This is a genomic window from Gryllotalpicola sp. CP2-P1 (genome assembly GCF_057512245.1).
The window spans coordinates 1-22,426 of the sequence record NZ_JBLRDT010000025.1 but is presented as its reverse complement, the minus strand read 5'-3'; the positions used below and the strand labels follow the sequence as shown (position 1 = coordinate 22,426).

General features: G+C 70.2%; 23 protein-coding genes and 1 pseudogene. 20 read left to right on the top strand and 4 right to left on the bottom strand.

Features of this window, described 5'->3' with window-relative positions:
* The 11 genes from ACM2XV_RS03775 to ACM2XV_RS03725 form a co-directional block, all read left to right on the top strand.
* Window positions 1-1,102: LLM class flavin-dependent oxidoreductase (locus ACM2XV_RS03775; RefSeq protein ID WP_487026012.1), on the top strand; the 1,102-nt coding region annotated here is incomplete at its 5' end.
* Window positions 1,102-2,499, top strand: a complete 1,398-nt coding sequence (locus tag ACM2XV_RS03770) for an NtaA/DmoA family FMN-dependent monooxygenase (protein ID WP_344772599.1) — start codon at window positions 1,102-1,104, stop codon at window positions 2,497-2,499. The genes ACM2XV_RS03775 and ACM2XV_RS03770, both read left to right, overlap by 1 nt.
* Before the next feature lie 94 nt (window positions 2,500-2,593).
* The gene (locus tag ACM2XV_RS03765) at window positions 2,594-4,210 is read left to right on the top strand and encodes an ABC transporter substrate-binding protein (RefSeq protein WP_344772597.1); all 1,617 of its coding nucleotides are present in this window, start codon (window positions 2,594-2,596) and stop codon (window positions 4,208-4,210) included.
* Between the two features lie 51 nt (window positions 4,211-4,261).
* A complete protein-coding gene (locus tag ACM2XV_RS03760) occupies window positions 4,262-5,203 on the top strand; it encodes an ABC transporter permease (protein WP_344772595.1) in 942 nt (313 codons plus the stop codon).
* Between the two features lie 10 nt (window positions 5,204-5,213).
* Window positions 5,214-6,125, top strand: coding sequence for an ABC transporter permease (locus ACM2XV_RS03755; protein ID WP_425553360.1), 912 nt, complete (start codon window positions 5,214-5,216; stop codon window positions 6,123-6,125).
* On the top strand, window positions 6,122-7,795 hold the full coding sequence (locus tag ACM2XV_RS03750; protein WP_487026011.1) for a dipeptide ABC transporter ATP-binding protein: 1,674 nt from the start codon (window positions 6,122-6,124) through the stop codon (window positions 7,793-7,795). Before ACM2XV_RS03755 ends, ACM2XV_RS03750 begins: the two co-directional genes overlap by 4 nt.
* A 45-nt stretch (window positions 7,796-7,840) precedes the next feature.
* The gene (locus ACM2XV_RS03745; protein WP_487026010.1) at window positions 7,841-8,968 is read left to right on the top strand and encodes an LLM class flavin-dependent oxidoreductase; all 1,128 of its coding nucleotides are present in this window, start codon (window positions 7,841-7,843) and stop codon (window positions 8,966-8,968) included.
* Window positions 8,969-9,089: 121 nt separating this feature from the next.
* Window positions 9,090-10,067 carry a MetQ/NlpA family ABC transporter substrate-binding protein gene (locus ACM2XV_RS03740; protein WP_487026009.1) on the top strand — a complete coding sequence of 326 codons (978 nt, stop codon included), beginning with the start codon at window positions 9,090-9,092 and terminating at the stop codon, window positions 10,065-10,067.
* A 2-nt stretch (window positions 10,068-10,069) separates the two neighbouring features.
* Window positions 10,070-11,104: a methionine ABC transporter ATP-binding protein gene (locus ACM2XV_RS03735; RefSeq protein WP_344772587.1), complete on the top strand. Its 1,035-nt coding sequence runs from the start codon at window positions 10,070-10,072 to the stop codon at window positions 11,102-11,104.
* Window positions 11,101-11,760: a methionine ABC transporter permease gene (locus tag ACM2XV_RS03730; RefSeq protein WP_344772585.1), complete on the top strand. Its 660-nt coding sequence runs from the start codon at window positions 11,101-11,103 to the stop codon at window positions 11,758-11,760. The genes ACM2XV_RS03735 and ACM2XV_RS03730 overlap by 4 nt, the downstream gene beginning before the upstream one ends.
* 180 nt (window positions 11,761-11,940) lie before the next feature.
* A complete protein-coding gene (locus ACM2XV_RS03725) occupies window positions 11,941-12,318 on the top strand; it encodes a four-helix bundle copper-binding protein (protein ID WP_344772944.1) in 378 nt (125 codons plus the stop codon).
* 61 nt (window positions 12,319-12,379) lie between these two features.
* On the opposite strand, the gene ACM2XV_RS03720 is transcribed toward ACM2XV_RS03725, so the two are convergent.
* Window positions 12,380-12,637 carry a nuclease gene (locus tag ACM2XV_RS03720; protein ID WP_344772583.1) on the bottom strand — a complete coding sequence of 86 codons (258 nt, stop codon included), beginning with the start codon at window positions 12,635-12,637 and terminating at the stop codon, window positions 12,380-12,382.
* Window positions 12,638-12,762: 125 nt separating this feature from the next.
* On the opposite strand from ACM2XV_RS03720, the pseudogene ACM2XV_RS03715 reads away from it, so the two are divergent.
* Window positions 12,763-13,431 (top strand): annotated as a pseudogene (locus ACM2XV_RS03715) (NADPH-dependent F420 reductase); the annotation flags it as partial.
* Between the two features lie 130 nt (window positions 13,432-13,561).
* Here ACM2XV_RS03715 and ACM2XV_RS03710 read toward each other — a convergent pair.
* Window positions 13,562-13,756 carry a hypothetical protein gene (locus ACM2XV_RS03710; RefSeq protein ID WP_344772579.1) on the bottom strand — a complete coding sequence of 65 codons (195 nt, stop codon included), beginning with the start codon at window positions 13,754-13,756 and terminating at the stop codon, window positions 13,562-13,564.
* Window positions 13,757-13,781: 25 nt separating this feature from the next.
* On the bottom strand, window positions 13,782-14,816 hold the full coding sequence (locus tag ACM2XV_RS03705; protein WP_487026008.1) for an LLM class flavin-dependent oxidoreductase: 1,035 nt from the start codon (window positions 14,814-14,816) through the stop codon (window positions 13,782-13,784).
* Window positions 14,817-14,887: 71 nt separating this feature from the next.
* Here ACM2XV_RS03705 and ACM2XV_RS03700 point away from each other — a divergent pair, with 71 nt between their 5' ends.
* The 3 genes from ACM2XV_RS03700 to ACM2XV_RS03690 all read left to right on the top strand — a co-directional run bounded on the left by ACM2XV_RS03700 (window position 14,888) and on the right by ACM2XV_RS03690 (window position 18,240).
* Window positions 14,888-15,262 (top strand): hypothetical protein, encoded by a 375-nt coding sequence (locus tag ACM2XV_RS03700; RefSeq protein ID WP_487026007.1) that lies wholly within the window; start codon window positions 14,888-14,890, stop codon window positions 15,260-15,262.
* A gap of 63 nt (window positions 15,263-15,325) precedes the next feature.
* Window positions 15,326-15,787, top strand: coding sequence for a Fe-S cluster assembly sulfur transfer protein SufU (gene sufU, locus ACM2XV_RS03695; RefSeq protein WP_344772573.1), 462 nt, complete (start codon window positions 15,326-15,328; stop codon window positions 15,785-15,787).
* A gap of 290 nt (window positions 15,788-16,077) precedes the next feature.
* Complete coding sequence (locus tag ACM2XV_RS03690; RefSeq protein WP_487026006.1) at window positions 16,078-18,240, top strand: DUF459 domain-containing protein; 2,163 nt, start codon at window positions 16,078-16,080, stop codon at window positions 18,238-18,240.
* 96 nt (window positions 18,241-18,336) lie between these two features.
* Here ACM2XV_RS03690 and ACM2XV_RS03685 read toward each other — a convergent pair whose 3' ends face one another.
* Entirely contained in the window at window positions 18,337-18,774 is a 438-nt protein-coding gene (locus ACM2XV_RS03685; RefSeq protein WP_487026005.1) for a molybdenum cofactor biosynthesis protein MoaE, read from the bottom strand.
* A 37-nt stretch (window positions 18,775-18,811) separates the two neighbouring features.
* On the opposite strand from ACM2XV_RS03685, the gene moaA reads away from it, so the two are divergent.
* From moaA to ACM2XV_RS03660, 5 genes are all read left to right on the top strand, one after another.
* Window positions 18,812-19,882, top strand: a complete 1,071-nt coding sequence (gene moaA / locus ACM2XV_RS03680) for a GTP 3',8-cyclase MoaA (RefSeq protein WP_487026004.1) — start codon at window positions 18,812-18,814, stop codon at window positions 19,880-19,882.
* Window positions 19,875-20,120, top strand: a complete 246-nt coding sequence (locus ACM2XV_RS03675; RefSeq protein WP_344772565.1) for a MoaD/ThiS family protein — start codon at window positions 19,875-19,877, stop codon at window positions 20,118-20,120. Before moaA ends, ACM2XV_RS03675 begins: the two co-directional genes overlap by 8 nt.
* A 278-nt stretch (window positions 20,121-20,398) precedes the next feature.
* Window positions 20,399-21,139 (top strand): SDR family oxidoreductase, encoded by a 741-nt coding sequence (locus ACM2XV_RS03670; RefSeq protein ID WP_487026003.1) that lies wholly within the window; start codon window positions 20,399-20,401, stop codon window positions 21,137-21,139.
* 59 nt (window positions 21,140-21,198) lie between these two features.
* A complete protein-coding gene (locus tag ACM2XV_RS03665) occupies window positions 21,199-22,092 on the top strand; it encodes an SDR family NAD(P)-dependent oxidoreductase (RefSeq protein WP_487026002.1) in 894 nt (297 codons plus the stop codon).
* Window positions 22,089-22,418: a nuclear transport factor 2 family protein gene (locus ACM2XV_RS03660; RefSeq protein ID WP_487026001.1), complete on the top strand. Its 330-nt coding sequence runs from the start codon at window positions 22,089-22,091 to the stop codon at window positions 22,416-22,418. Before ACM2XV_RS03665 ends, ACM2XV_RS03660 begins: the two co-directional genes overlap by 4 nt.
* Window positions 22,419-22,426 lie beyond the last annotated feature (8 nt).

The following is a 22,426-nucleotide window of genomic DNA, read 5'->3' as shown; positions in this document are numbered from 1 at the left end:
CGACCTCGCCCGCACCGCCGACGACGCCGGTCTCGAGCTGCTCACCATCGAGGACGCCTTCGGCCTGCAGACCCGCCACCCTTTCGACACCGTCGACCCCGCCGAGACCCGCGACGTGCGCGGCCGCCTCGACGCCGTGCTGCTCGCCAACTGGCTCGCGCCGGTGACGACGCGCATCGGGCTCATCCCGACCGTGAGCACGACGCACACCGAGCCGTTCCACGTCTCCACCGCGATCGCGACCCTCGACTACGCGAGCCGCGGGCGTGCCGGCATCCGCCCGATCGCCGCGGCGAAGCCGCACGAGGCCGCGCACGTCGGGCGCCGCACCTTCCCCGAGATCGACCGGGCGGACTTCACGGGGCCCGAGGCGCAGGCGCTCATCAGCGAGTGGTTCGGCGAGGCGGCCGACGTCATCGAGGTCGCGCGCCGGCTGTGGGACTCGTGGCAGGACGACGCGATCGTCCGCGACACCGCGACCGGCCGCTTCATCGACCGTGAGCGGCTGCACTACATCGACTTCGAGGGCGCGCACTTCAGCGTCAAGGGCCCGTCGATCGTGCCCCGCCCGCCGCAGGGCCAGCCGGTCGTCGCGCTGCTCGCGCATCAGCGCATTCCCTACGAGCTCGCCGCCCGCCAGGGCGACGTCGTGTTCATCACGCCGCACGACGACGCGCAGCTCGCGTCGATAAGCGCCGAGGTGCGCGACGCCGAGACGCGGGTCGAGCGCGTGGGCGAGCCCCTGCGCGTCTGGGCCGACGTCGTGGTGCTGATCGAGGAGACGACGGATGCCGCACAGGCAGCCCTCGCGCACCTCGACGAGCTCGCCGGCGAGACCTTCACGAGCGACGCGCTCATCGTCGCCGACACCGCGGAGGATGTCGCCGGGCGGCTGCTCGCCTGGCACGCGGCCGGGGTGGACGGCATCCGTCTGCGCCCCGCGCGCCTGCCCTACGACCTGGACCGCATCGCGCGCGACGTCGTGCCGCTGCTCGAGGCGGCCGGCGTGCGCACGCCGCGCACCGACGACCCCGCCGCGACGCTGCGCGCCCGCCTCGGGCTGCCGGTTGCTGTGAACCGCTACGAGAAGGAAGTCGCCTGATGACCGCAACGAACCCCACCACCGGCAAGCCGATCAAGCAGGTCCACCTCGCCGCGCACTTCCCTGGCGTGAACAACACGACCGTGTGGAGCGACCCGGCCTCAGGCAGCCAGATCGACTTCGACTCGTTCGAGCACTTCGCAGCGACCGCCGAGCGAGGGAAGTTCGACTACCTCTTCCTCGCCGAGGGGCTGCGCCTGCGCGAGCACCGCGGGCACATCCACGACCTCGACGTCGTCGGTCGGCCCAACACGCTCGCGATCCTCGCGGCGATCGCGGCGATCACGCAGCACATCGGCCTCGTGGGCACGCTCAGCTCGACCTTCAACGAGCCCTACGAGCTGGCGCGCCAGCTGCAGACTCTCGACGTGCTCTCCGGCGGCCGGGCCGGCTGGAACGTCGTGACGACGTCGGATGCCTTCACCGGCGCCAACTTCCGCCGCGGCGGCTTCCTCGACTACGCCGATCGCTACCTGCGCTCGAGCGAGTTCATCGCCACCGCGCGCGAGGTGTGGGACTCGTGGGCCGACGACGCGATCGTCGCGGACAAGGCGGGCGGCCGCTTCCTCGCCGGCGACGCGCTGCGCCTCGTCGACCACCACGGGCCGCAGTTCGACGTGACGGGCTACGGCACGCTGCCGCGCTCGCCGCAGGGCCACCCCGTGATCGTGCAGGCGGGCGACTCGAGCGACGGCCGCGACTTCGCAGCGCGGGATGCCGAGGTCATCTTCTCGCGGCACTCGGAGTTCGAGGACGGCCGCGCGTTCTACGCCGACGTCAAGAGCCGGGTCGAGGCGAACGGCCGCGACCGGGACGACCTCAAGATCCTGCCGGCGGTCACCTTCGTCCTCGGCGACACGGCGGAGGAGGCGGAGGAGCGCAGCCGGTTCATCCAGCATCAGCAGGTCAGCCCCCAGACGGCGATCGCCTTCCTCGAGCAGGTGTGGGGGCGCGACCTCACGGCCTACGACCCCGAGGGGCCGCTGCCCGACATCGAACCCGACCTCGGCGGGGCATCCGTCACCCGAGGCCGGGTGCGGCACGATCGCGATGTCGCGGCCACCGCGCGGCAGTGGCGGGAACTGGCCGAGGCCGAGAACCTCAGCATCCGCGAGCTCGTGATCAGGGTCTCCGGCCGGCACTCCTTCGTCGGCACGCCGCAGCACGTCGCGGAGGAGATCAACCGCTACGTGCAGGGGGATGCCGCCGACGGGTTCGTCATCGTCGGGCACCTGAGCCCCACGGGCCTCGACGAGTTCGCCGACCGCGTGATCCCCGAGCTGCAGGAGCGCGGCGTGTTCCGCACCGAGTACCCGGAAGGGGCGACGCTGCGCGAACTGCTCGGCGTCAAGCCGCCGGTCGCGCAGCCCGCCGACCTCGTGACGTCATCTTCGTAACGCAGGGACCCAGTAGTTCACACTCGGGCGCCGGCCTCCGCCGGGTGCCTAACGTTCGAATCGCCCCACCTCGACCCCAACCAGGAGTACCACTGTGACCTCACGCACCACGGCGCGCGTCGCCGCATTCGCTGCAGGGGCCGCCGCGCTCGCGTTCGCGCTCGCCGGCTGCTCAGGCGGCTCCGGCTCCACGAACGGCGCCGGCTCGAGCGCCGCCTCCAAGCCCGTCTCGGGCGGCAACCTCACCTTCGCCATCTCGAGCGAGAACGGCTGCATCGACCCGCAGCAGGTCGGCAACAACGACGACATCGCCATCGCGCGCCAGACGGTCGCCTCGCTCACCTCGCAGGACCCGAAGACCGGCGAGATCAAGCCGTGGCTCGCCTCTTCGTGGAAGGTGAATGCGGATGCGTCGAGCTTCACGTTCACGCTGCGCACGGGTACGACGTACGCCGACGGCACGCCGATCGATGCGGAATCCGTCAAGGAGAACTTCGCGGGCATCCAGGCCCTCGGGGCCAAGGCGACGCTCGGCTCGACCTACCTGAGCGGCCTCAAGGACGTCAAGGTCATCGACCCGCAGACGGTCGAGATCGACTTCAGCAAGCCGAGCGCGCAGTTCCTGCAGGCGACCTCGACCTTCACGCTGGGGCTCGTGTCGAACGCGAGCACGAAGCTCTCTGTCGCCGATCGCTGCGCGGGCAAGTTCGCCGGCTCGGGCCCGTTCACGGTGAAGAGCTTCACCCCGGCTCAGCAGGCGGTGCTCGTCAAGCGAGACGGCTACGACTGGGGCCCCTCGACGAACTCCCACACCGGTGAGGCCTACCTCGACAGCGTGACCTTCAAGGTCGTCCCCGAGGCGTCGACCCTCACGGGCTCGCTGTCGAGCGGCCAGATCGACGCGTCGGCAGATGTGCAGGCCACCGACCTGCCGCAGTTCGACGGCAACGGGTTCTGGGTGCGCAACCGCACCAACCCGGGTGTCGTGTACAACCTCTACCCCAACGCGAAGAACCCGGCCCTGGCCGATGAGAAGGTCCGCCAGGCGATCTCGAAGGCCATCGATCGCAGTGCGGTGACGAAGCTGCTCACCAAGTGGGACAAGCCGGCGAAGAGCGTGCTGTCCTCCTCCACTCCCTACTGGAGCGACCAGAGCAGCCTGCTCACGCAGGACGTGTCGGGCGCGAAGAAGCTGCTCGAGGACGACGGGTGGAAGCTCGGCAGTGACGGCGTCCGCGAGAAGGGCGGGAAGAAGCTGTCCTTCACGCTCGTCTACTGGCAGCCGACGAGCGACCAGCTGCAGCTCGTGCAGCAGGAGCTCAAGGCGGTCGGCATCGAGCTGCAGCTCAAGCAGACGACGATCGCCGACGCCACCGCGACCAACGACGGCACGCAGGCGCTGTCATGGGGCAATCTGACCCGCGCCGACCCCGATGTGGTGCGCACGGTCTTCTCGGCCCGAGGCACGCAGAACAACAACCACCGCGCGGCGGAAGCGGTCGACGACGTCCTCGACCTGCAGGCCGCCACGACCGACAAGGCGGCGAGGCAGAAGCTTGTCGACCAGGCCGCGAAGACCCTGATCACGGAAGCCTGGTCCATCCCGGTGTTCCAGCTGTCGACCACGATCGCGGCCTCCGACAAGGTGCACGACCTGAAGTTCGAAGCGTCCAGCCGGCTCGACTTCTACGACACCTGGCTCAGCAAGTAGGCGACGCGGGCGAACGGAGCGGCGATGCTCAGAGCAGCACCAGTGAAATATGTGGCCAGACGGCTTCTGCAGGGCGTGTTCGTGCTGTGGGCGGCGTACACCCTGTCGTTCCTGATCCTGTTCACCCTCCCCGGCGACGCGGCCACGGTCGCGGCCGCCGGGGGCGGTGACGCCAGCACGGTCGACCCGAAGCTCGTCGAGCAGCTGCGCCACGAGTACGGGCTCGACCAGCCGCTGTGGCTGCAGTACCTGCACGCGCTCGGCAAGGCGCTGCGCGGCGACTTCGGCAGCAACCCGCAGACGGGCCAGCCGGCGCTGCACGAGGTCACCCAGGTGCTGCCGAACACGCTCGGACTCGCCGCTGCGGCCCTCGTGCTCGCGGTCGTCGTGGGCTTCCTGCTCGCGGTCGCGAGCACCTTCCCGCGCGCGGCGTGGCTGCGTCAGGCGCTCGGCGCCCTGCCGCCGCTCGGCGCCGCGGTGCCCGTGTTCTGGATCGGCCTGCTGCTGCTGCAGTGGTTCTCGTTCCATTTGCGCTGGTTCCCGTCGTTGGGCGACGAGGGATTCCGCAGCCTGGTGCTCCCCGCCGTCACACTGGCCGTGCCGACCGGGGCCTACATCGCGCAGCTGCTCTCGCGCAGCCTGCGCCTGACGCTCGGCCGGCCGTACATCGAGCAGGTGCGGGCCAAGGGCGCGGGCGAGGCGCGGGTGCATTTCGCGCACGCGCTGCGCAACGCCGTGCTGCCGACGCTCACCATGGTCGGCGTGCTGATCGGCAACCTGCTCGCCGGCACGGTCGTCACCGAGACCGTGTTCTCGCGCACCGGCGTCGGCCGGCTCGTCGTGCAGGCCGTTGGCGACCGCGACCTTCCCGTCGTGCAGGTCGTGGTGGTCTTCGCCGCGCTGGTCTTCGTCGTCTCGAGCCTCGCCGTCGACCTCGTCTACCCGCTCATCGACCGGCGCATCGTGCTCGGGCGCGCCGCCGCAACCGCCTAGGGGGTCCACCGTGTCAGAGCTCATCCTGAACGAGCGGTTCACCGACGGCAGCGCCGAGAACACCGGCCATGCCGAGGAACGACCGGCACGGGCATCCGGATTCTCGCGTGCACTGCGGGGCGCAGTGACGCGACCCGGTCTCGTCATCTCCGTGCTCGTGATCGCCCTCGTCATCGTGTGGGCGCTCGCGCCGAGCCTGTTCGCGCACCACGACCCGCTCACCGGCAACGTCGCCGAACGCCTGCAGGCGCCGAGCGCGCAGCACATCTTCGGCACAGACAACCTCGGCCGCGACCTGTGGGCGCGCGTCGTCTACGGCTCGGCGCAGTCCCTCGCGGCGACGTTCCTGGCGGTCGTGCTGGCCCTGCTCGTGGGCTCGATCCTCGGCCTGCTGGCCGGCTTCCTGCGTGGCTGGGTCGACGACGTCATCATGCGGGTGATGGACGTCGTGCTCGCCATCCCGACCGTGCTGCTCTCGCTCGCGATCATCACGGCGCTCGGCTTCGGCACCATCAACGTCGCGGTCGCGGTGGGCTTCGCGAGCGCCGCGAGCTTCGCGCGCGTCATGCGCTCTGAGGTCATCACGATCTCGACCGCGCTCTACGTCGAGGCGGCCCGTGCCTCGGGCGTGCGCTGGTACACGGTCCTGCGCCGGCACGTGCTGCCGAACTCGTTCGGGCCCGTGCTGTCGCTGTCTGCGCTCGAGTTCGGCACCGCCGTGCTCGCGATCTCAAGCCTGAGCTTCCTCGGCTTCGGGGCGCCCCCGCCCGCGCCCGAGTGGGGCGCCCTCATCTCAGAGGGCCGCAACTACCTCGCCACCTCGTGGTGGCTGACCACCTTCCCGGGGCTGATCATCGTCGCGGTCGTGCTGGCCGCGAACCGGGTCAGCCGCGCGTTCGAGAAGAACGGAGCGACACGATGACAACGGATGCCTCGCTCTTGCTCTCCGTCAAGAACCTCCGCGTCGCCTACGAGACGGGCAGCTGCCGCGTCGAGGCGGTGCGCGGCGTCGACTTCGAGGTCGGTCGCGGTGAGATCGTCGCGATCGTCGGCGAGTCCGGCAGCGGCAAGACGACGACGGCGCAGGCGGTCATCCACCTGCTCGACGCGACCGCGCGGGTCGCTGCCGACGAGCTCGCCTTCGACGGCATCGAGCTCACGAAGCTCAGCCGCGGGCAGTGGCGCGAGGTGCGGGGCGCGCGCATCGGGCTCATCCCGCAGGACCCGGTCGTCTCGCTCGACCCCGTCAAGAAGGTCGGCGAGCAGGTCGCCGAGGCGCTGCGCGTGCACAAGCTCGCGAGCCGCCGCGCCGCGGGGGAGCGGGCCGTCGCCCTGCTCGAGCTCGCCGGGCTCTCGCAGCCCGCGCTGCGGGCGAAGCAGTTCCCGCACCAGCTCTCCGGCGGCATGAAGCAGCGTGCTTTGATCGCCGCAGCGCTCGCCCCTGAGCCCGAGCTGATCATCGCCGACGAGCCGACCAGCGCCCTCGACGTGACGGTGCAGAAGCAGATCCTGGACCACCTCGAGAGCCTCGTGCGCGGGCGCGGCACCGCGGTGCTCCTCATCACGCACGATCTCGCGGTCGCCGCCGACCGCGCCGACCGCATCCTCGTGATGCAGGGCGGCGAGATCGTCGAGACGGGTGCCGCCGCACAGGTGCTCGGTGCGCCGCGGCATCCGTACACGCGGGCGCTCGTCGCCGCGGCGCCCGCGCTGTCCGCCGCGCGGCTGCGACCCTCGACGAGCATCGGCGAGCAAGCGCGGGCGGATGCCGAGGTGAGCGTCGCCCGCCCGCCATTGCTGACCGTCACCGACCTCACGAAGGACTTCGGCTCGGGCCGCGAGCGCCTGCGCGCCGTCGACGCCGTGAGCTTCGAGATCGCACGGGGCGAGACCTTCGCCCTCGTCGGCGAGTCCGGCTCGGGCAAGAGCACGACCGCGCGCCTCGTCGCGCGCCTCGAGACGGCGAGCGACGGCATCGTCCTGCTCGACGGGCAGGACTACACGCACGCCCGCGGCGAACGGCTGCGGCAGCTGCGCCGCCGACTGCAGCTCGTCTACCAGAATCCGTATGCCTCGCTCGACCCGCGCTTCACGGTCGCCGACGCCGTCGACGAGCCGCTGCGCGCCTTCGGGGTCTCCCGCGCCGAGCGGGCGAAGCGAGTCGCCGAGCTCATCGACCTGGTCGCGCTGCCGGCCTCATTCGCGAGCCGCCGCCCCGCCGAGCTCTCCGGCGGGCAGCGCCAGCGCGTGGCCATCGCCCGCGCCCTCGCGCTCTCGCCCGAGCTGCTGATCCTCGACGAGGCGGTCTCGGCCCTCGACGTGTCCGTGCAGGCGCAGATCCTGCAGCTGCTCACCGACCTGCAGGCCGAGCTCGGCCTCGCCTACCTCTTCATCACGCACGACCTCGCCGTCGTCCGACAGGTCGCCGACCGCGTCGGCGTCATGCAAGGCGGCCGCCTCGTCGAAGCGGGGCCGGCTGCAGACATCCTCGAATCCCCGCGCGATCCCTACACACGCCGCCTGCTGGAGGCGATCCCAGGCAGTGCAGTGCACGCGTTCGGCGGTGCGAGAAGTACGTTCAGCGCGCCGTGAGCGTGCTTTTCGCACCCGTCGAATCCAAGCCTCGACAGGAGACATATGAAGGTCATCGGCCTCGACATCATCCCGAACGGCCCGGATGCCACGGGGCGCACCCCCACGCCCGCCGAGCGCCTCACGCAGACGGTTGACACCGCGATCCTCTTCGAGGAGCTCGGCTTCGACGGCTTCGCCGTGGGGGAGCGGCACCACCCGCCGTTCCTCTCGAGCGCGCCGCCCGTGGTCCTCTCCCACCTCGCCGCGCTCACCCGCCGCATCCGCCTCTTCACCGGGGTGACGCTGCTCTCGGTGCTCGACCCGGTGCGCGTCGCCGAGGACTACGCGACCCTCGACAACCTCTCGGGCGGCCGCCTCGAGCTCATCATCGGCAAGGGCAACGGGCCAGAGCAGGCGGAGCTGTTCGGCATCGGCCGCCTCGACGCGTGGGACACGATCCGCGAGAACTACCTGCTGCTGCGCCGCATCTGGAGCGAGCAGAAGGTGACGTGGGATGCCCCGGCCGGCGTCCCCAGCATCAGAACGGCGCCCCTGCGCGACGCCGAGATCTGGCCGAAGCCGCTGCAGCCGAAGATCCGCATCTGGCACGGCTCGGCCTCGGCCGAGCGCTCGGTCGAGCTCGCGGCGGAGCACGGCGATCCGATCTTCTCGGCCAACGGATTCAACCCGCTCGAGCACTACGGCCGGCTGATCGACCACTACCGCCGGAAGTGGGAGGAGTTCGGCCGCGACCCGCACGACGCGACGGTCGGCGCCGGCCACATCGCCCTCGTCGTGCGGCCGACCTCGCAGGACGCGCGGGCGGCGTTCCGGCCGTCGTACGAGAAGCTCGCCGCATCGCTGCGCGAGAACGCGAGCCACCAGCTGCCCGGCACCTTCACGCTCTACAAGGATTACGACGAGTACCTCGCCCAGAGCTCGGCCCTCGTCGGTAGCCCGCAGGAGGTGCTCGACAAGGTCCACCGCTACCACGAGGCCTTCGGCAACACCGTGATCCACATCAGCGGCCACGGCGGCGAGCTCGGCCAGGCGGCGCTGCGCGAGAGCCTCGAGCTGTTCGCCTCCGACGTGCTGCCCGAGCTGCGCGCGTCGCTCCCCGACCCCGAATGGCCGGAGCCCACGCTCGCCCTCACGCGCACCCCGGCTCGGGAATCCGTCGCCCTCGCCTGATCACGCGCAACCCGCCGTGACAGTGTGACGTCACATGGCTCAACGCGGCGCAACACGAATTGGCAGAGCCGCCGAGGCGCCGTGACGATGGACGCTCACCCCACGAGGAAAAGGAGCACCCATGTCCGAGCCGTCCCTGCCCCCGCGACTTCCCGAGAAGCCGAAGCGCCGCACCGGCCTGATCGCAGGCGTCGTCATCGCGGCCGTCGTCGTGATCGTCGCGGTGGTCCTGATCATCGTCAACGTCGCGAAGCCGAAGGCCGATGACGCGGCGTCCGGCGGTGCGAGCGGCACGACCGCCAAGGCGCAGACCGTGTCGATCGGGGTGACGGATGCCTCGCAGCCGTACTGGAAGATCTACTCCGACCTCGCGAAGAAGAAGTACAACGTCACGATCAAGCTCGTGAACTTCTCCGACTACAGCCAGCCGAACCCCGCGCTGAAGCAGAAGCAGACCGACCTGAACGAGTTCCAGCACATCGAGTACCTCGCCGACTACAACAACTCGAGCGGCGACACCCTGCAGCCGATCGGGCCGACGGCGATCTACCCGCTGCCGCTGTACTCGACGGACTACAAGAAGCCGGCCGACCTTCCGGCGAACGCCGCGGTCGCCATCCCGAACGACGCGATCAACGAGGCGCGCGGCCTGCTTGTGCTGCAGTCGGCCGGCCTGCTCGAGCTCAAGGACGGCGGCTCGCCGTTCTCGACCGTGAACGACATCACCTCGTCGAAGGTCAAGGTGACGACCGTGGATGCCGCGCAGACGGCGCGCGCCCTGCAGTCCGGCTCGGTCGCGGCGGCCATCGTCAACAAGAACTATGCGACCGACGCCAAGCTGCCGAACACCGACATCATCGCGAAGGACGACCCGAGCGACCCTTCTGCGCAGCCCTACGTCAACGTGTTCGTGGCGCGCGACGCGGACAAGGACAACAAGCTCTACCAGAAGCTCGCGGCCCTCTACCTCGACCCGAGCGTCGAGAAGTCCGTGCAGGAGGTCAACGGCGGCAGCGCCGTGTTCAGCGACCTGACCGCCAAGGAGCTGCAGGACCTGCTGGCCAAGACGCAGGAGCAGGAGAAGGCAGCCAAGGGCTGAGCATGACCGACGCACTGGTCCGACTCGAGGGCGTCAGCAAGACGTACCCCAGCCCGGCCGGGCCGGTCACGGCCGTCACCGATCTCTCCCTGGAGGTCATCCAGGGAGAGATCCTCGGCGTGATCGGGTACTCCGGCGCGGGCAAGAGCACTCTCGTCCGCTTGATCAACGCGCTCGAGCTACCGACGGCCGGGCGGGTGTTCGTCGGCGACGACGAGCTGACCGCACTGCCCGAGAAGCAGCGCCGCGCGGTTCGCCGTGAGATCGGCATGATCTTCCAGCAGTTCAACCTCTTCAATTCGCGCACCGTCGCCGGCAACGTGGGCTACCCCCTGAAGCTCGCCGGCGTGAAGCAGCCCGAGCGCGACCGGAAGGTAGCGCGACTGCTGGACTTCGTCGGGCTGCTCGAGCGCGCGCACGCCTACCCCGAGCAGCTCTCGGGCGGTCAGAAGCAGCGCGTGGGCATCGCCCGCGCGCTCGCCACCGACCCCAAGCTGCTGCTCGCCGACGAGGCCACCAGCGCGCTCGACCCCGAGACCACAGCCGACGTGCTTGCGCTGCTCAAGCGCGTCAACCGCGAGCTCGGCGTCACGATCGTCGTCATCACGCACGAGATGGACGCTATCCGCGCGATTGCCGACCGCGTCGCGGTCATGGATGGCGGGCGTCTCGCAGAGCTCGGCAACGTGTACGACGTGTTCGCCCGGCCCTCCACGCCGACCGTCGCGCGCTTCGTCGCCACGGTGCTGCGGGACCGACCGTCGGCCGAGACGCTGCGGCGCCTGCGGGCGTCCCACGCGGGCCGGCTCGTCACCGCCAAGGTGCCGGACCGGCGCGGCTTCGCAGGCCTGCTTGCGAGCACGCTCGCCGAACACGGCGTCTCCGGCGAGATCGTCTACGGCGGCATCAGCGAACTGCAGGAGAAGCCCATCGGCTCCCTCACCTACGAGCTGACCGGTTCGGATGCCGCGATCGATGCGGCTCTCGCCGCGCTGCGCGCGGGCGGGGTCGACGTGGTCGAGGAGGTCGCGGAATGACCGGATTCCTGAACGATCTGCCCACCTTCTACACCGCCATCTGGCAGACGCTCGTCATGGTGTTCGCCGCGCTCGTGGTCTCCGGTGCGCTCGGCCTCGGCATCGGCATCCTGCTGTATGCCACGGCACCCGGCCGTCTCCTCGAGAACCGGGCCGCGAATGTGGTGACCAACGTCGTCGTCAACATCGTCCGCCCCGTGCCGTTCATCATCTTCATCGCCGCGATCGCGCCGCTCACCGTGAAGGTGCTCGGAACGTACCTCTTCGTGCAGGGCGCGGCGTTCGCGATCTCGCTGGCGGCCGCGTTCGCCGTCTCGCGCATCGTCGAGCAGAACCTCGTCGCGGTCGACCCCGGCGTGGTGGAGGCGGCGCGCGCCATGGGCGCGAGCCCGGCCCGCATCATCTTCACGGTGCTGATCCCCGAGGGGCTCGGCCCGCTGATCCTCGGCTATACCTTCGTGTATGTGGCGCTCGTGGACATGTCGGCGCAGGCAGGGGCCGTCGGCGGCGGCGGCCTGGGCGACTTCGCCATTCAGTACGGCCTCAACCGCTTCAACTACCCGATCATCTACATCACGGTCGCGGTGATCATCGTGATCGTGCAACTGGGCCAGTTCTTCGGCAACTGGCTCGCGCGCCGGGTGATGCGGCGCTGATGACGATCCCGTTGGCGCCGTCCGCGCCGCCGCTGATCCTCGACGAGCCCGGCGAGCATCGCGGCATCAGTCGCCTCGTTCCCGGGTTCGACGCCGAACGGCTGCTGCCGTAACATTTCGTCACATAACCGGATGCCTCGGCCGCGGCCGGGCCCTGCGACGGGAGACGACGTGGACACGATGGAAATGATGAAGTCCATGCCCATGGGCAGCATGCCGATGGACATGGCCGCGATGCAGGACTGCATCCAGTCCCTCAACGCGTGCTCGATGGCCGCCACCATGTGCGCCGGCGCCGACATGACCGAGACGGACATGGCGAAGTGCACCGCGATGTGCTCGAACATGGCCGACATGGCCGACGCCACGATGCGCATGATGATGCGCCCCGCCGGCATGGACATGGAGGTCATGAACGCGATGCTCATGGCCTGCATGACGATGGGGAAGGCGTGCGCGGCCGAGTGCCGCATGCATGCCGACATGGCCGAGCACTGCCGCTACTGCGCGATGGCCTGCGAGGACATGGTCGCGAAGTGCGAGGCTTTGATGGCCTAGAGCCGAGCGCGGGTCGACTCGGCGATGACGCGGGTCGACTCGGCGAAGCCGAATGGAAACCCTAGACGACCCGCGCGGTCGTCGCGACGCTGCGCACGTCGAGGATCTCGGCGACCGGGTGGAACGCGACCGGCTCGCCGACGCTCAGCCCGGCGAACGCGTCGAACGTCTGCAGGCGCATCACACCGCCGTCGAGGAACGCGACGGACAGTTCGCGATCGGATGCCTCGAGCACCACGCCGTCGCGCCAGGCGGTCGGTGTCGCGCCGGCCATGACCTGCTGGATCGGGAGGACTGTCGACGAGATCGTGCGGGACATGGCTTCACCTTCTTCGCGGGTTCGGTAGGTCGACGGTACGCGGGCGGCTTCCGCCGGCCAAGCGGCCCGGTCGCAATCCGTAACACGCTGAGAAACACCGCGGCGCGAGGAATCCGCGCCGCCCCGCGCCCGTTGCCCCGAGCATGACAACTCTCGGATTCATCGGCGCCGGCCACATCGGCGGAACGGTCGCGAAGCTCGCAGCTCAGCACGGCTATGACGTCGTCGTCAGCAATTCGCGCTCTCCTGAGACGCTCGCCGACCTCGTTGCGGAGATCGGGGGCACGGCCCGCGCGGCCTGGGCGGCCGAGGCATCGGCTGCCGCAGATGTCGCCTTCGTGTCGATCCCGCTCAAGAACATCTGGCAGCTCGACCCCGCACCGCTCGTCGGCAAGATCGTGCTCGAGACCAACAACTACTACCCCGCGCGCGACGGCCGCATCGAGGCCATCGACAACGAGAGCGACACGACCACGGGCCTGCTGCAGAAGCACCTGCCCGACTCCCACGTCGTGAAGGTCTTCAATCACATCAACTGGACGCACATCCCGACCCAGGGCCTGCCCGCCGGCGCCCCGAACCGCCGAGCCCTCGCGATTGCGAGCGACCACCCGGACGCCCTCGAGTTCGCGCGGCGCTTCTACGACGAGCTCGGCTACGACGCCGTCGACGCGAGCCCGGTGTCCGAGAGCTGGCGCATCGAGCGCGGCACTCCCGGCTATGGGGCGCGCCAGACCGTCGCCGAGCTCGAGGCCGCGCTGCGGCAGGCCGAGCGGGCGGTCGTGCACTCGTAGCCGTCGCCGCACGTCTTCGCCGAGCGCTTCACCGAGGTGTGCCGAGAGGGCCGTTTGCCGCGTTTTTTCGCCGTCCGGGCACCCCTCGGCGGGTGGCGGATGCCTCACGCATCCGTCACCCGCGCAGCGATCAGTCCGCCGGCTCGTCCCCGCCCGGCTGCGTGACGTCGTCGCCGCTGTTCAGCTCGCGCGGCTCGTTCTGCCGCGCGCCGTCGCCGCCCTCGGCGGGCTGCTCGGGGTGCTGACTGCGGTCGTCGCCCTGCTGCTGCTGGTCGTCGTCCGGCCCCTCGGCGGGGTCCTGCGGGTGTGTTCCGTTCTCGGTCATGCCGGTGCGGTACCCGGATGCCGGCTCAGCTGTTCAGGATGTCGCGCACCAGGGGAATCACCTTCGTGCCGTAGAGCTCGACGGCACGTGCCGCGGCGGAGGCCGGCACCGAGCCCGAGGTGTACAGCAGATCGAAGCGCTGCACGCCGAGCTCCCGAACGGTCGCCGCGATGCGCCGCGCCACGGTCTCGGGCGAGCCGACATAGACGGACCCTGCCGTGGCCTCCTGCTCGAAGTGCTCGCGCGTCACCTCGCCGTGCCAGCCGCGCTCGGCGCCGATCTTGTCGCGCACTTTCTTGAAGCGCGGGAACAGCAGCTCCTTCGCCTCTTCGTCGGTGTCTGCGACGAAGCCGGGGGAGTGCACCCCGATCGGCAGCGCGGGCTGCCCCAGCTCGCCGACCGCGCGGTGGTACAGGTCGATGTATGGCGCGAATCGCGACGGCGACCCGCCGATGATCGCGAGCATCAGCCGGAATCCGTAGCGCGCGGTGCGCACGACCGATTCGGGTGAGCCGCCCACGCCGACATACGTGGTGATCCCGTTCTCGGTCTTCGGGTAGACGTCGGCGTCGGTGAGCGGCGGCCGGGTCTTGCCACGCCACGTCACGGGCCTCTCGTCGAGCAGCTTCGCCCAGAGCCCCAGCTTCTCTTCGAAGAGCAGGTCGTAGTCGGCGAGGTCGTAGCCGAACAGCGGGAACGACTCGATGAACGACCCACGGCCCATGATCACCTCGGCGCGGCCGTTCGAGACAGCATCCAGCGTCGCGAAGCGCTCGAACACGCGCACGGGGTCGTCCGACGACAGCACCGTGACGCCCGTGCCGAGCTTGATGCGCGAGGTGCGCCCGGCGATCGTCGCGAGCACGATCTCGGGCGAGCTGATCGCGAACTTGGGCCGGTGATGCTCACCCAGGGTGATGGCGTCCACGCCCGACTGGTCGGCGATGACCGCGTGCTCGACGATGTCGCGGATGCTCGCGGCATACGTCTTCAACTCGCCGTGATCGTCCTCGAGCACATCGCCGAACGTGTCGAGCCCCAAGACCAGGTCGTCGCTCATGTCACAGATCCTTTCGTATCGGCCCCGCCCGTCGATAACTTGGCGGTGTGAGGAAAAAGTCCCCCATTGTGATGACACTGGCCCTCGCGGGAGCGCTCGTGCTGACCGGCTGCACGAGCAGCGGCGCGAGCAAGGGGGCGACCAGCACCATCTCGGTGCCGACGACGACCGCGACATCGGCCGCGCAGGTGGCGACGCTGAACGACGCCGTCGCGTATGCGCTCACGGTCACGCCGAAGACGCCGCTCACCGAGATCGATCAGGCGGGCCGGCTGCTCAAGAAGTACGCGGATGCCTCGTCCGAGCTGTCCGCAGACGACAAGTCCGCCGTCGACGGGTTCATCGCGCAGTCGCAGCAGGCCGTCGCCGCGAAGGACGAGACGAGCGCGGGCGCCGATCTGCAGGCCGCGGCGCAGGGCGTCGCGCAGGCGCTGGCGGAGGAGTGAGGCTCGGGCATCCGATCAGCCGCTCATCAGACGCAATGCGCGCACCGGACGTAGCCTGAGAGGGTGAGCGATGACCTCGAAGACCTCTACCGCGAGACGATCATGGATCACGCCCGCGCGCCGCACCACTTCGGCCTGCGCGACGGCGCCGCGGCGGAATCGCACCAGCTCAACCCGACCTGCGGCGACGAGGTCACCGTGCAGCTGCACGTGAGCGCCGACGGCGAACGCGTTGAATCGCTCAGCTGGGAAGGGCACGGCTGCGCCATCTCGCAGGCGTCCGCTTCGCTGCTCTCCGACCTCGTCGTGGACCTGCCCGCCGCAGACCTCACCCGCCGTATCGACGAGTTCCGCGAGATGATGCGCTCGCGCGGCCAGGTCGAGGGCGACGAGGAGCTGCTCGGCGATGCGGTCGTGCTCGGGGGCGCCTCGCGCTACGTCGCGCGGGTCAAGTGCGCGATGCTCTCGTGGGTCGCCGTCGAGGACGCCCTGGCCAAGCTGCCGGCGCACACGCTGGTCGAGTAGCCCGCGCCGACCCACCCGCTGGTCGAGTAACCCGCGCCGACCCACCCGCTGGTCGAGTAACCCGCGCCGACCCACCCGCTGGTCGAGTAGGTCGCTCTGCGACCGTATCGAGACCCCGCCCCGGCCAGACCCCACCCCTGCTCGCCCCGGCGAAGCCGAGACTGACGCTGGTCGACTCGGCGAAGCCGAATGGAGACCAGACGCTCGTCGATTTTCAGTAGTCCCTCGTGCGATCTTCCGTAGTGCTCTCAGTGATCACGCCGTAGCCCTCGTTGCAAGGCTGTCGGCATGTGCAACACAGCGAAGCCGACGAGCGCGCCGGGCCTGGGGCGATGACCGATCAGTCGACGGCGATAGCAGAGGCGCCGTTTCCGACCAGGCGCTCGCTGCGTCAGGCGGAGCAGGCGCAGCAGGTCGAGCAGTCGCGGCGGGCCCGCCGGGCGCCGCAGGGCGCCCACGGTCAGCGCGGCGCCTCTGCGCGCTTCACGGCCGTCGACGGCTTTCGTGGCCTCGCGATCCTCTCGGTGCTCTTCTACCACTCGGGCGTCACGAGCCGCGGGCTGTTCGGCGTCGACGTCTTCTTCGTGGTCTCGGGCTTCTTCGTCACGCTGCTCGCGCTGCGCGAGCTGCGCCGCTCGGGGCGCCTGCGCCTCGGTGCGTTCTTCGGGCGCAGGGCGCGTCGCATCCTGCCGGGCGTCGTGCTCGCGCTGCTCGTCACCCTCGTGCTGGTCGCGCACTTCGGAACGGCGGCGGAGTTCGGCCGCGCCAAGCGCACCGCGATCGCCGGCATGCTGCAGGTCGCGAACTGGGAGCAGCTCGCGGCCAATCAGTCCTACTGGGACTCGCTCGGTGCGATCAATCCGCTGGGGCAGATGTGGTCGCTGTCGATCACCGAGCAGTTCTATCTGGTCTGGCCCGTCGTCCTGCTCATCGTGTGGCTGCTCACGCGTCATCGCTCGGCGGCGCTGATCACGACATTGATCGTGCTCACCGTGGTGGCCGGCGCCGTCGCGCCGCTGCTCTTCGACGGCAGCAACAGCGACCGGCTGTATCTCGGCACCGACAGCCGCGCGGTCGCCTTCATCGCGGGGGCCGCGGCAGCGGCCGTCGTCGAGGCGTGGGAAGCGCGCGGCGGAGCGCAGGCGGCGCGCCGTCCACGGGTGAGCCTCACCCTCGCGTCTCTCGCGCTCTTCGCGGTGCTCGTCGGCGCGAGCGTCGCGGTGCACAGCTACCACGACGCGTGGATCTACCGGGGCGGCCTCGCCGGCGTCGCTGCCGTGGCCGCGCTGCTGACGGCGACGCTCTGCCTGCCGGGCAATCTGCTGGCGCGGGTCTTCCACAACCGCTTCTTCGTCGAGGTCGGGAAGATGTCGTACGTCCTCTTCCTGTTCCATCTGCCCGTGTACTGGATGCTGCAGACGCTGAGCGGCGGCAGCGTGAGCGGCTGGGCGATGTTCGCCATCGGCGCCCCCGTGACGCTGATCGTCTCGTGGCTCGTTCACCGGCTGATCACCGAGCCGATCCGCATCCGACCCTGGACCCGCGCGGGCGGCCTCACCGCCGCCTCGATTGCGTGCCTGGCGGTGGTGGCGACAGGCCTGTACCTGCCGTCGCTGCAGTCGCTGCCGGGAACGGCAGCCGAGGCGGCGTCTCTGACGGCCGGTGCGAGCGCGCCCGCGCCGGTTCCCACCCTGCGGCCCGGCATCGCCGGCGGAGCGCCCCGGGCCGTGTTCGTCGGGGATTCGATGGCCGTCGACTGGGCGGCCGCCCTCAAGGCGAATGCGCCCGGCGCGATCACGACCCAGGACGAGGCATACGGCGGCTGCGGCATCTTCGACTCCGATGAGGTGATGACGGCTCAGGGGTGGACGCAGAGCAAGGCCGACAACAAGCGGGCATGCTGGCCCTGGCAGGACAACCTGCGACTGCAGATCGCGAAGGGCGACGTCGACTTCGTCGTCGCGCACATCGGGTGGGATGCCGCGCAGCAGCGCATCGACGGCAACTGGATGCGCCCCTGCGACGCCGCCTGGCAGCAGCGCTACACCGAGAAGGTCGGTGCCCTGTTGAGCATCGTCCGCGGGGCGAAGCACCCCGCGACGGTGCTGCTCGCGACGGACCAGATCAACACCGTGGTCGTCGGCGACAAGCGCCAGGTGCGCTGCTTCAACGCGGCGATCCGCAAGACCGCGGCACAGGAGTCCGACGTGCGCCTGCTCGACTTCAACGCCTACATCTGCCCGAAGTCGGGCTGTCGCACGAAGACGCCCGACGGGCAGGCGCTTACCTCCGACGGGCTCCATCTCACGCCGGCAGGTGAGGCCGCCATCACGCCGTGGCTGCTGACTCAGCTGGCCGACGCGCAAGGGAGCCTGCCGACGCAGGTCGACTCGGCGGACTCGGCGCCGACGCCGGTCGACTCGGCGAAGCCGAATGGAGACCGAGAGCCCTAGCTCGCACGAGTGCGCGTACGCAGCCGCCCAACACATACGCGCAATCGTGCGTCGTGCGCGCCACCCCTAAGTCGGCACGGGGGCGGGCAACGCACCCTAAAGCCCGACCCACTCCGAGACGCCGTCGCGGAACCGCTGCCGCTTCCAGATCGGCACTCGCTGCTTGATCAGCTCGACGAGCTCTGCGCACGCCTCGAAGGCCTCGCGGCGATGCGGCGCGGCGACCGCGGCCACCAGCGCGGTGTCGCCGATCTCGAGCGCCCCGACCCGGTGCACGGCCGCGACCCGCAGCCCCGTCGACGCGGCGACCTGGCGGCAGCACTCGGCGATGAACCGCTCGGCCTCGGGGTGCGCCTGGTACTCCAGCGCGCTCACCGAGCGGCCGCCGTCGTGGTCGCGCACGACGCCGCTGAAGCTCACGACCGCGCCGTTCGCCGACGCGCGCACGAACGCCTCGACCGGCTCGACGGTGATGGGCTCGGCGCTGATCCCTGCCAGCACCTCGGGTGAGGCATCCGTTCGCGCATCGGTCACTCTGCGACGATACGTCACGGCGGGTTATCGTGACCGAATGACGTCGATCGCGCTGGGGATGCCGCAGCTGCGGCGCGACCCCCGCGCGCTGCCGCCCACCGACGGCCGCCCCGACACCCCCGAGCTGATCGACCGCTTCGGCCGGGTCGCCCGTGATCTGCGCGTCTCGATCACCGAGAAGTGCTCGCTGCGCTGCACCTACTGCATGCCCGAGCAGGGCCTGCCCGAGATCGCCCGCGACGACCTGCTCACCGCAGACGAGATCGGCCGCCTCGTCGGCATCGCCGTGCGCGAGCTCGGCGTGCGCGAGGTGCGGTTCACCGGCGGCGAGCCGCTGATGCGCGCCGACCTCGCCGACATCATCGCCGCGAGCCGCGCCGCCGCCCCCGGCGCCGACTTCTCGATCACCACGAACGGCATCGGCCTCGACCACCGACTGCCCGCGCTGCTCGCCGCCGGACTCGACCGCGTGAACGTCTCACTCGACACGGTGAACCCTGAGCACTTCGCGAAGCTGACGCGGCGCGACCGGCTCGAGTCCGTGCTCGCCGGCATCCGCGCCGCGAAAAACGCGGGGATCTCGCCCCTCAAGCTCAACGCGGTGATGATGCGCGAGACGCTCGGCGACGCCCCCCAGCTGCTCGCCTGGGCGCTCGAGAACGGGGCGCAGCTGCGCTACATCGAGCAGATGCCGCTCGATGCCGACCACAACTGGGCCCGCAATCACATGGTGACTGCGGCCGAGCTCATCGCCGTGCTGAGCGAGCACTACGAGCTCACGCCCGTCGGCCGGCCCGACGACCCGTCGTCGCCCGCCGAGGAATGGCTCGTCGACGGCGGCCCCGCCACCCTCGGCATCATCGCCTCGGTCACGCGCACCTTCTGCGAGTCCTGCGACCGCACCCGCCTCACCGCAGAGGGCACTGTGCGCTCGTGCCTGTTCGGCGACGACGAGACCGATCTGCGCGGCTTGCTGCGCGCGGGCGGCACCGATGATGAGCTGGCGGATGCCTGGCGGGCCGCCATGTGGAACAAGCAGTCCGGGCACGGAATCTCGCTGCCCGAGTTCGCACCGCCGGTGCGGTCGATGGGGGCGATCGGTGGCTGAGCTCACCATCAGGTACTTCGCGGCGGCGGCCGAGGCGACCGGCGTCGAGAGCGAGGCGCTCGCCGTAGAGCCCGCGACGCTCGGCACCCTGCAGGACGCGCTCGTCGAGCGCTACGGCGAGCCGATGCGGCGCATCCTGCGCTCCGGCTCGTTCCTCGTCGGCGGCATCGTGCGCCGCGACCGCGCGACGGCGCTGTCGGGCACGGTCGACGTGCTGCCGCCCTTCGCCGGCGGCTGACCCCGCCCGCCGGTCAAGTAGCTCGCTCTGCGCCGCGCCCGCTGGTCGAGAAGCTCGCTCTGCGCCGCGCCCGTTGGTCGAGTAGGTCGCTCTGCGCCGCGCCCGTTGGTCGAGTAGGTCGCTCTGCGACCGTATCGAGACCCCACCCCGCCCGTCGGCCTGGCCGAACCGAGCCGAAACGCGCCAACATCCTCTTCGGTAAAGATATGGACACAGCGTTCATTTTGTGCTTATATGAACACATCGTTCATTTTCCAATCACACCCGAAAGGCACATCATGACCGACACCACCACCTCTCGCGTCGCCCTCGTCACCGGCGGCTCCGGCGGCATCGGCAAGGCCGTGGTCGAGAAGCTCGCCGCAGACGGCTTCGGCGTCGCCGTGCACTACGCCGGCAACCAGGCCAAGGCCGACGCCCTCGTCGAGCAGATCACCGCGAACGGCGGTCGCGCCATCGCCGTCGGCGGCGACGTCGCGGACGAGACCGCGATGAAGGATGCCTTCGACGCGACCGAGGCCGCCTTCGGCGGCATCGACGTCGTCGTGAACACGGCGGGCATCATGCTGCTCGGCCCGATCGCGACGCTCGATCTCGCCGAGCTGGACCGGATGCACCGCACTAACATCCGCGGCACCTTCGTCGTCTCGCAGCTCGCCGCCAACCGGCTGCGCGCGGGCGGCGCCCTGATCAACTTCTCGACCTCGGTCACGCGCACCCAGTTCCCGACGTACGGCGCCTACGTCGCCAGCAAGGCGGCCGTCGAGAGCATCACGATGATCCTCGCCCGCGAGTTGCGCGGCAAGGACATCACCGTCAACGCCGTGGCGCCCGGGCCCACCGCGACCCCGCTGTTCCTCAACGGCAAGGACGAGGCCGCCGTCGCCGGCCTCGCGAAGGCGGTTCCGCTCGAGCGCCTCGGCCAGCCGGAGGACATCGCAGAGACCGTCGCGTTCCTCGCGGGGCCGGCGCGCTGGGTGAACGGGCAGGTCATCTTCACCAACGGCGGCCTGGCCTAGACATCCGCCGCCCCGACGCTCTGGCATCACACACGCGACGAGAGACAAGGAAGACAGCAATGAGCAACATCATCGTCATCACGGGCGCGTCGAGCGGCTTCGGCGCACTCACCGCGCGCGCCCTCGCGCAGGCGGGCCACACCGTCTATGCGGGCATGCGCGAGACGGCCGGGCGCAACGCGCCGCAGGTCAAGGCCGCGGTGGACTTCGCGGCAGCGAACGGCGTCGACCTGCGCGCCATCGAGATGGACGTCAACTCGCAGGACTCCGTCGACGCCGCCATCGCGCAGATCGAGGGCGAGCACGGCCGCATCGACGTCCTCGTCCACAACGCCGGCCACATGGTCGTCGGCCCCGCCGAGGCGTTCACCCCCGAGCAGCTCGCCGAGCTGTACAACGTGAACGTGCTGTCGACGCAGCGGGTGAACCGCGCCGCCCTGCCGGGCATGCGCCGGCGCGGCGCGGGCCTCGTGCTCTGGGTCTCGAGCAGCAGCGTCAAGGGCGGCACGCCGCCGTATCTCGCGCCCTACTTCGCGGCCAAGGCCGCCATGGACTCGCTCGCGGTGTCCTACGCCGCCGAGCTCGCCCGCTGGGGGGTCGAGACCTCGATCGTCGTTCCCGGCTCGTTCACGAGCGGCACCAACCACTTCGCGCACTCCGGCCGCCCGAGCGACACGGCGACCGAGGCGGAGTACGAGGCGAAGTATGCCGGCCTGATGGACCAGGTCGCCGAGAAGCTCGCCGCGCTCGCACCCGAGGGCGCCGACGCCTCGCTCGTGTCGGACGAGATCGCCCGCATCGTCGCACTGCCGGCAGGCCAGAGGCCATATCGGGTGCACATCGACCCCGCGAACGACGGCTCGGAAGAGGTCTCGGAGCTCGCCGATCGCATCCGCCGCGAGTTCCTCACCCGCGTCGGCCTCGACGATCTCGTGACCGGGGCTGGGCGATGAGCGAGCGGCAGCTGCCCGCGGCGATCCGCACGTTCATCGACGCGACCAATCGAGGCGATACGGATGCCTTCGCGGCGGCCTTCACCGAGGACGCGCACCTCAACGACTGGGGTCGCGACTTCACCGGCCGCGACGGCGTGCTCTCGTGGAACCGCACCGACAACATCGGCGTCAACGCGCACTTCGAGCTCGTCGACGTGACCCCCGGTGCACAGCCCGACAGCTACCTGGTGACGCTGACCGTGAGCGGCGACGGGTATAACGGGACGGGGCCGATGACGTTCACGCTGCGCGACGGCCTGATCGCCGAGCTGCTGATCGGCTGACGCCCACG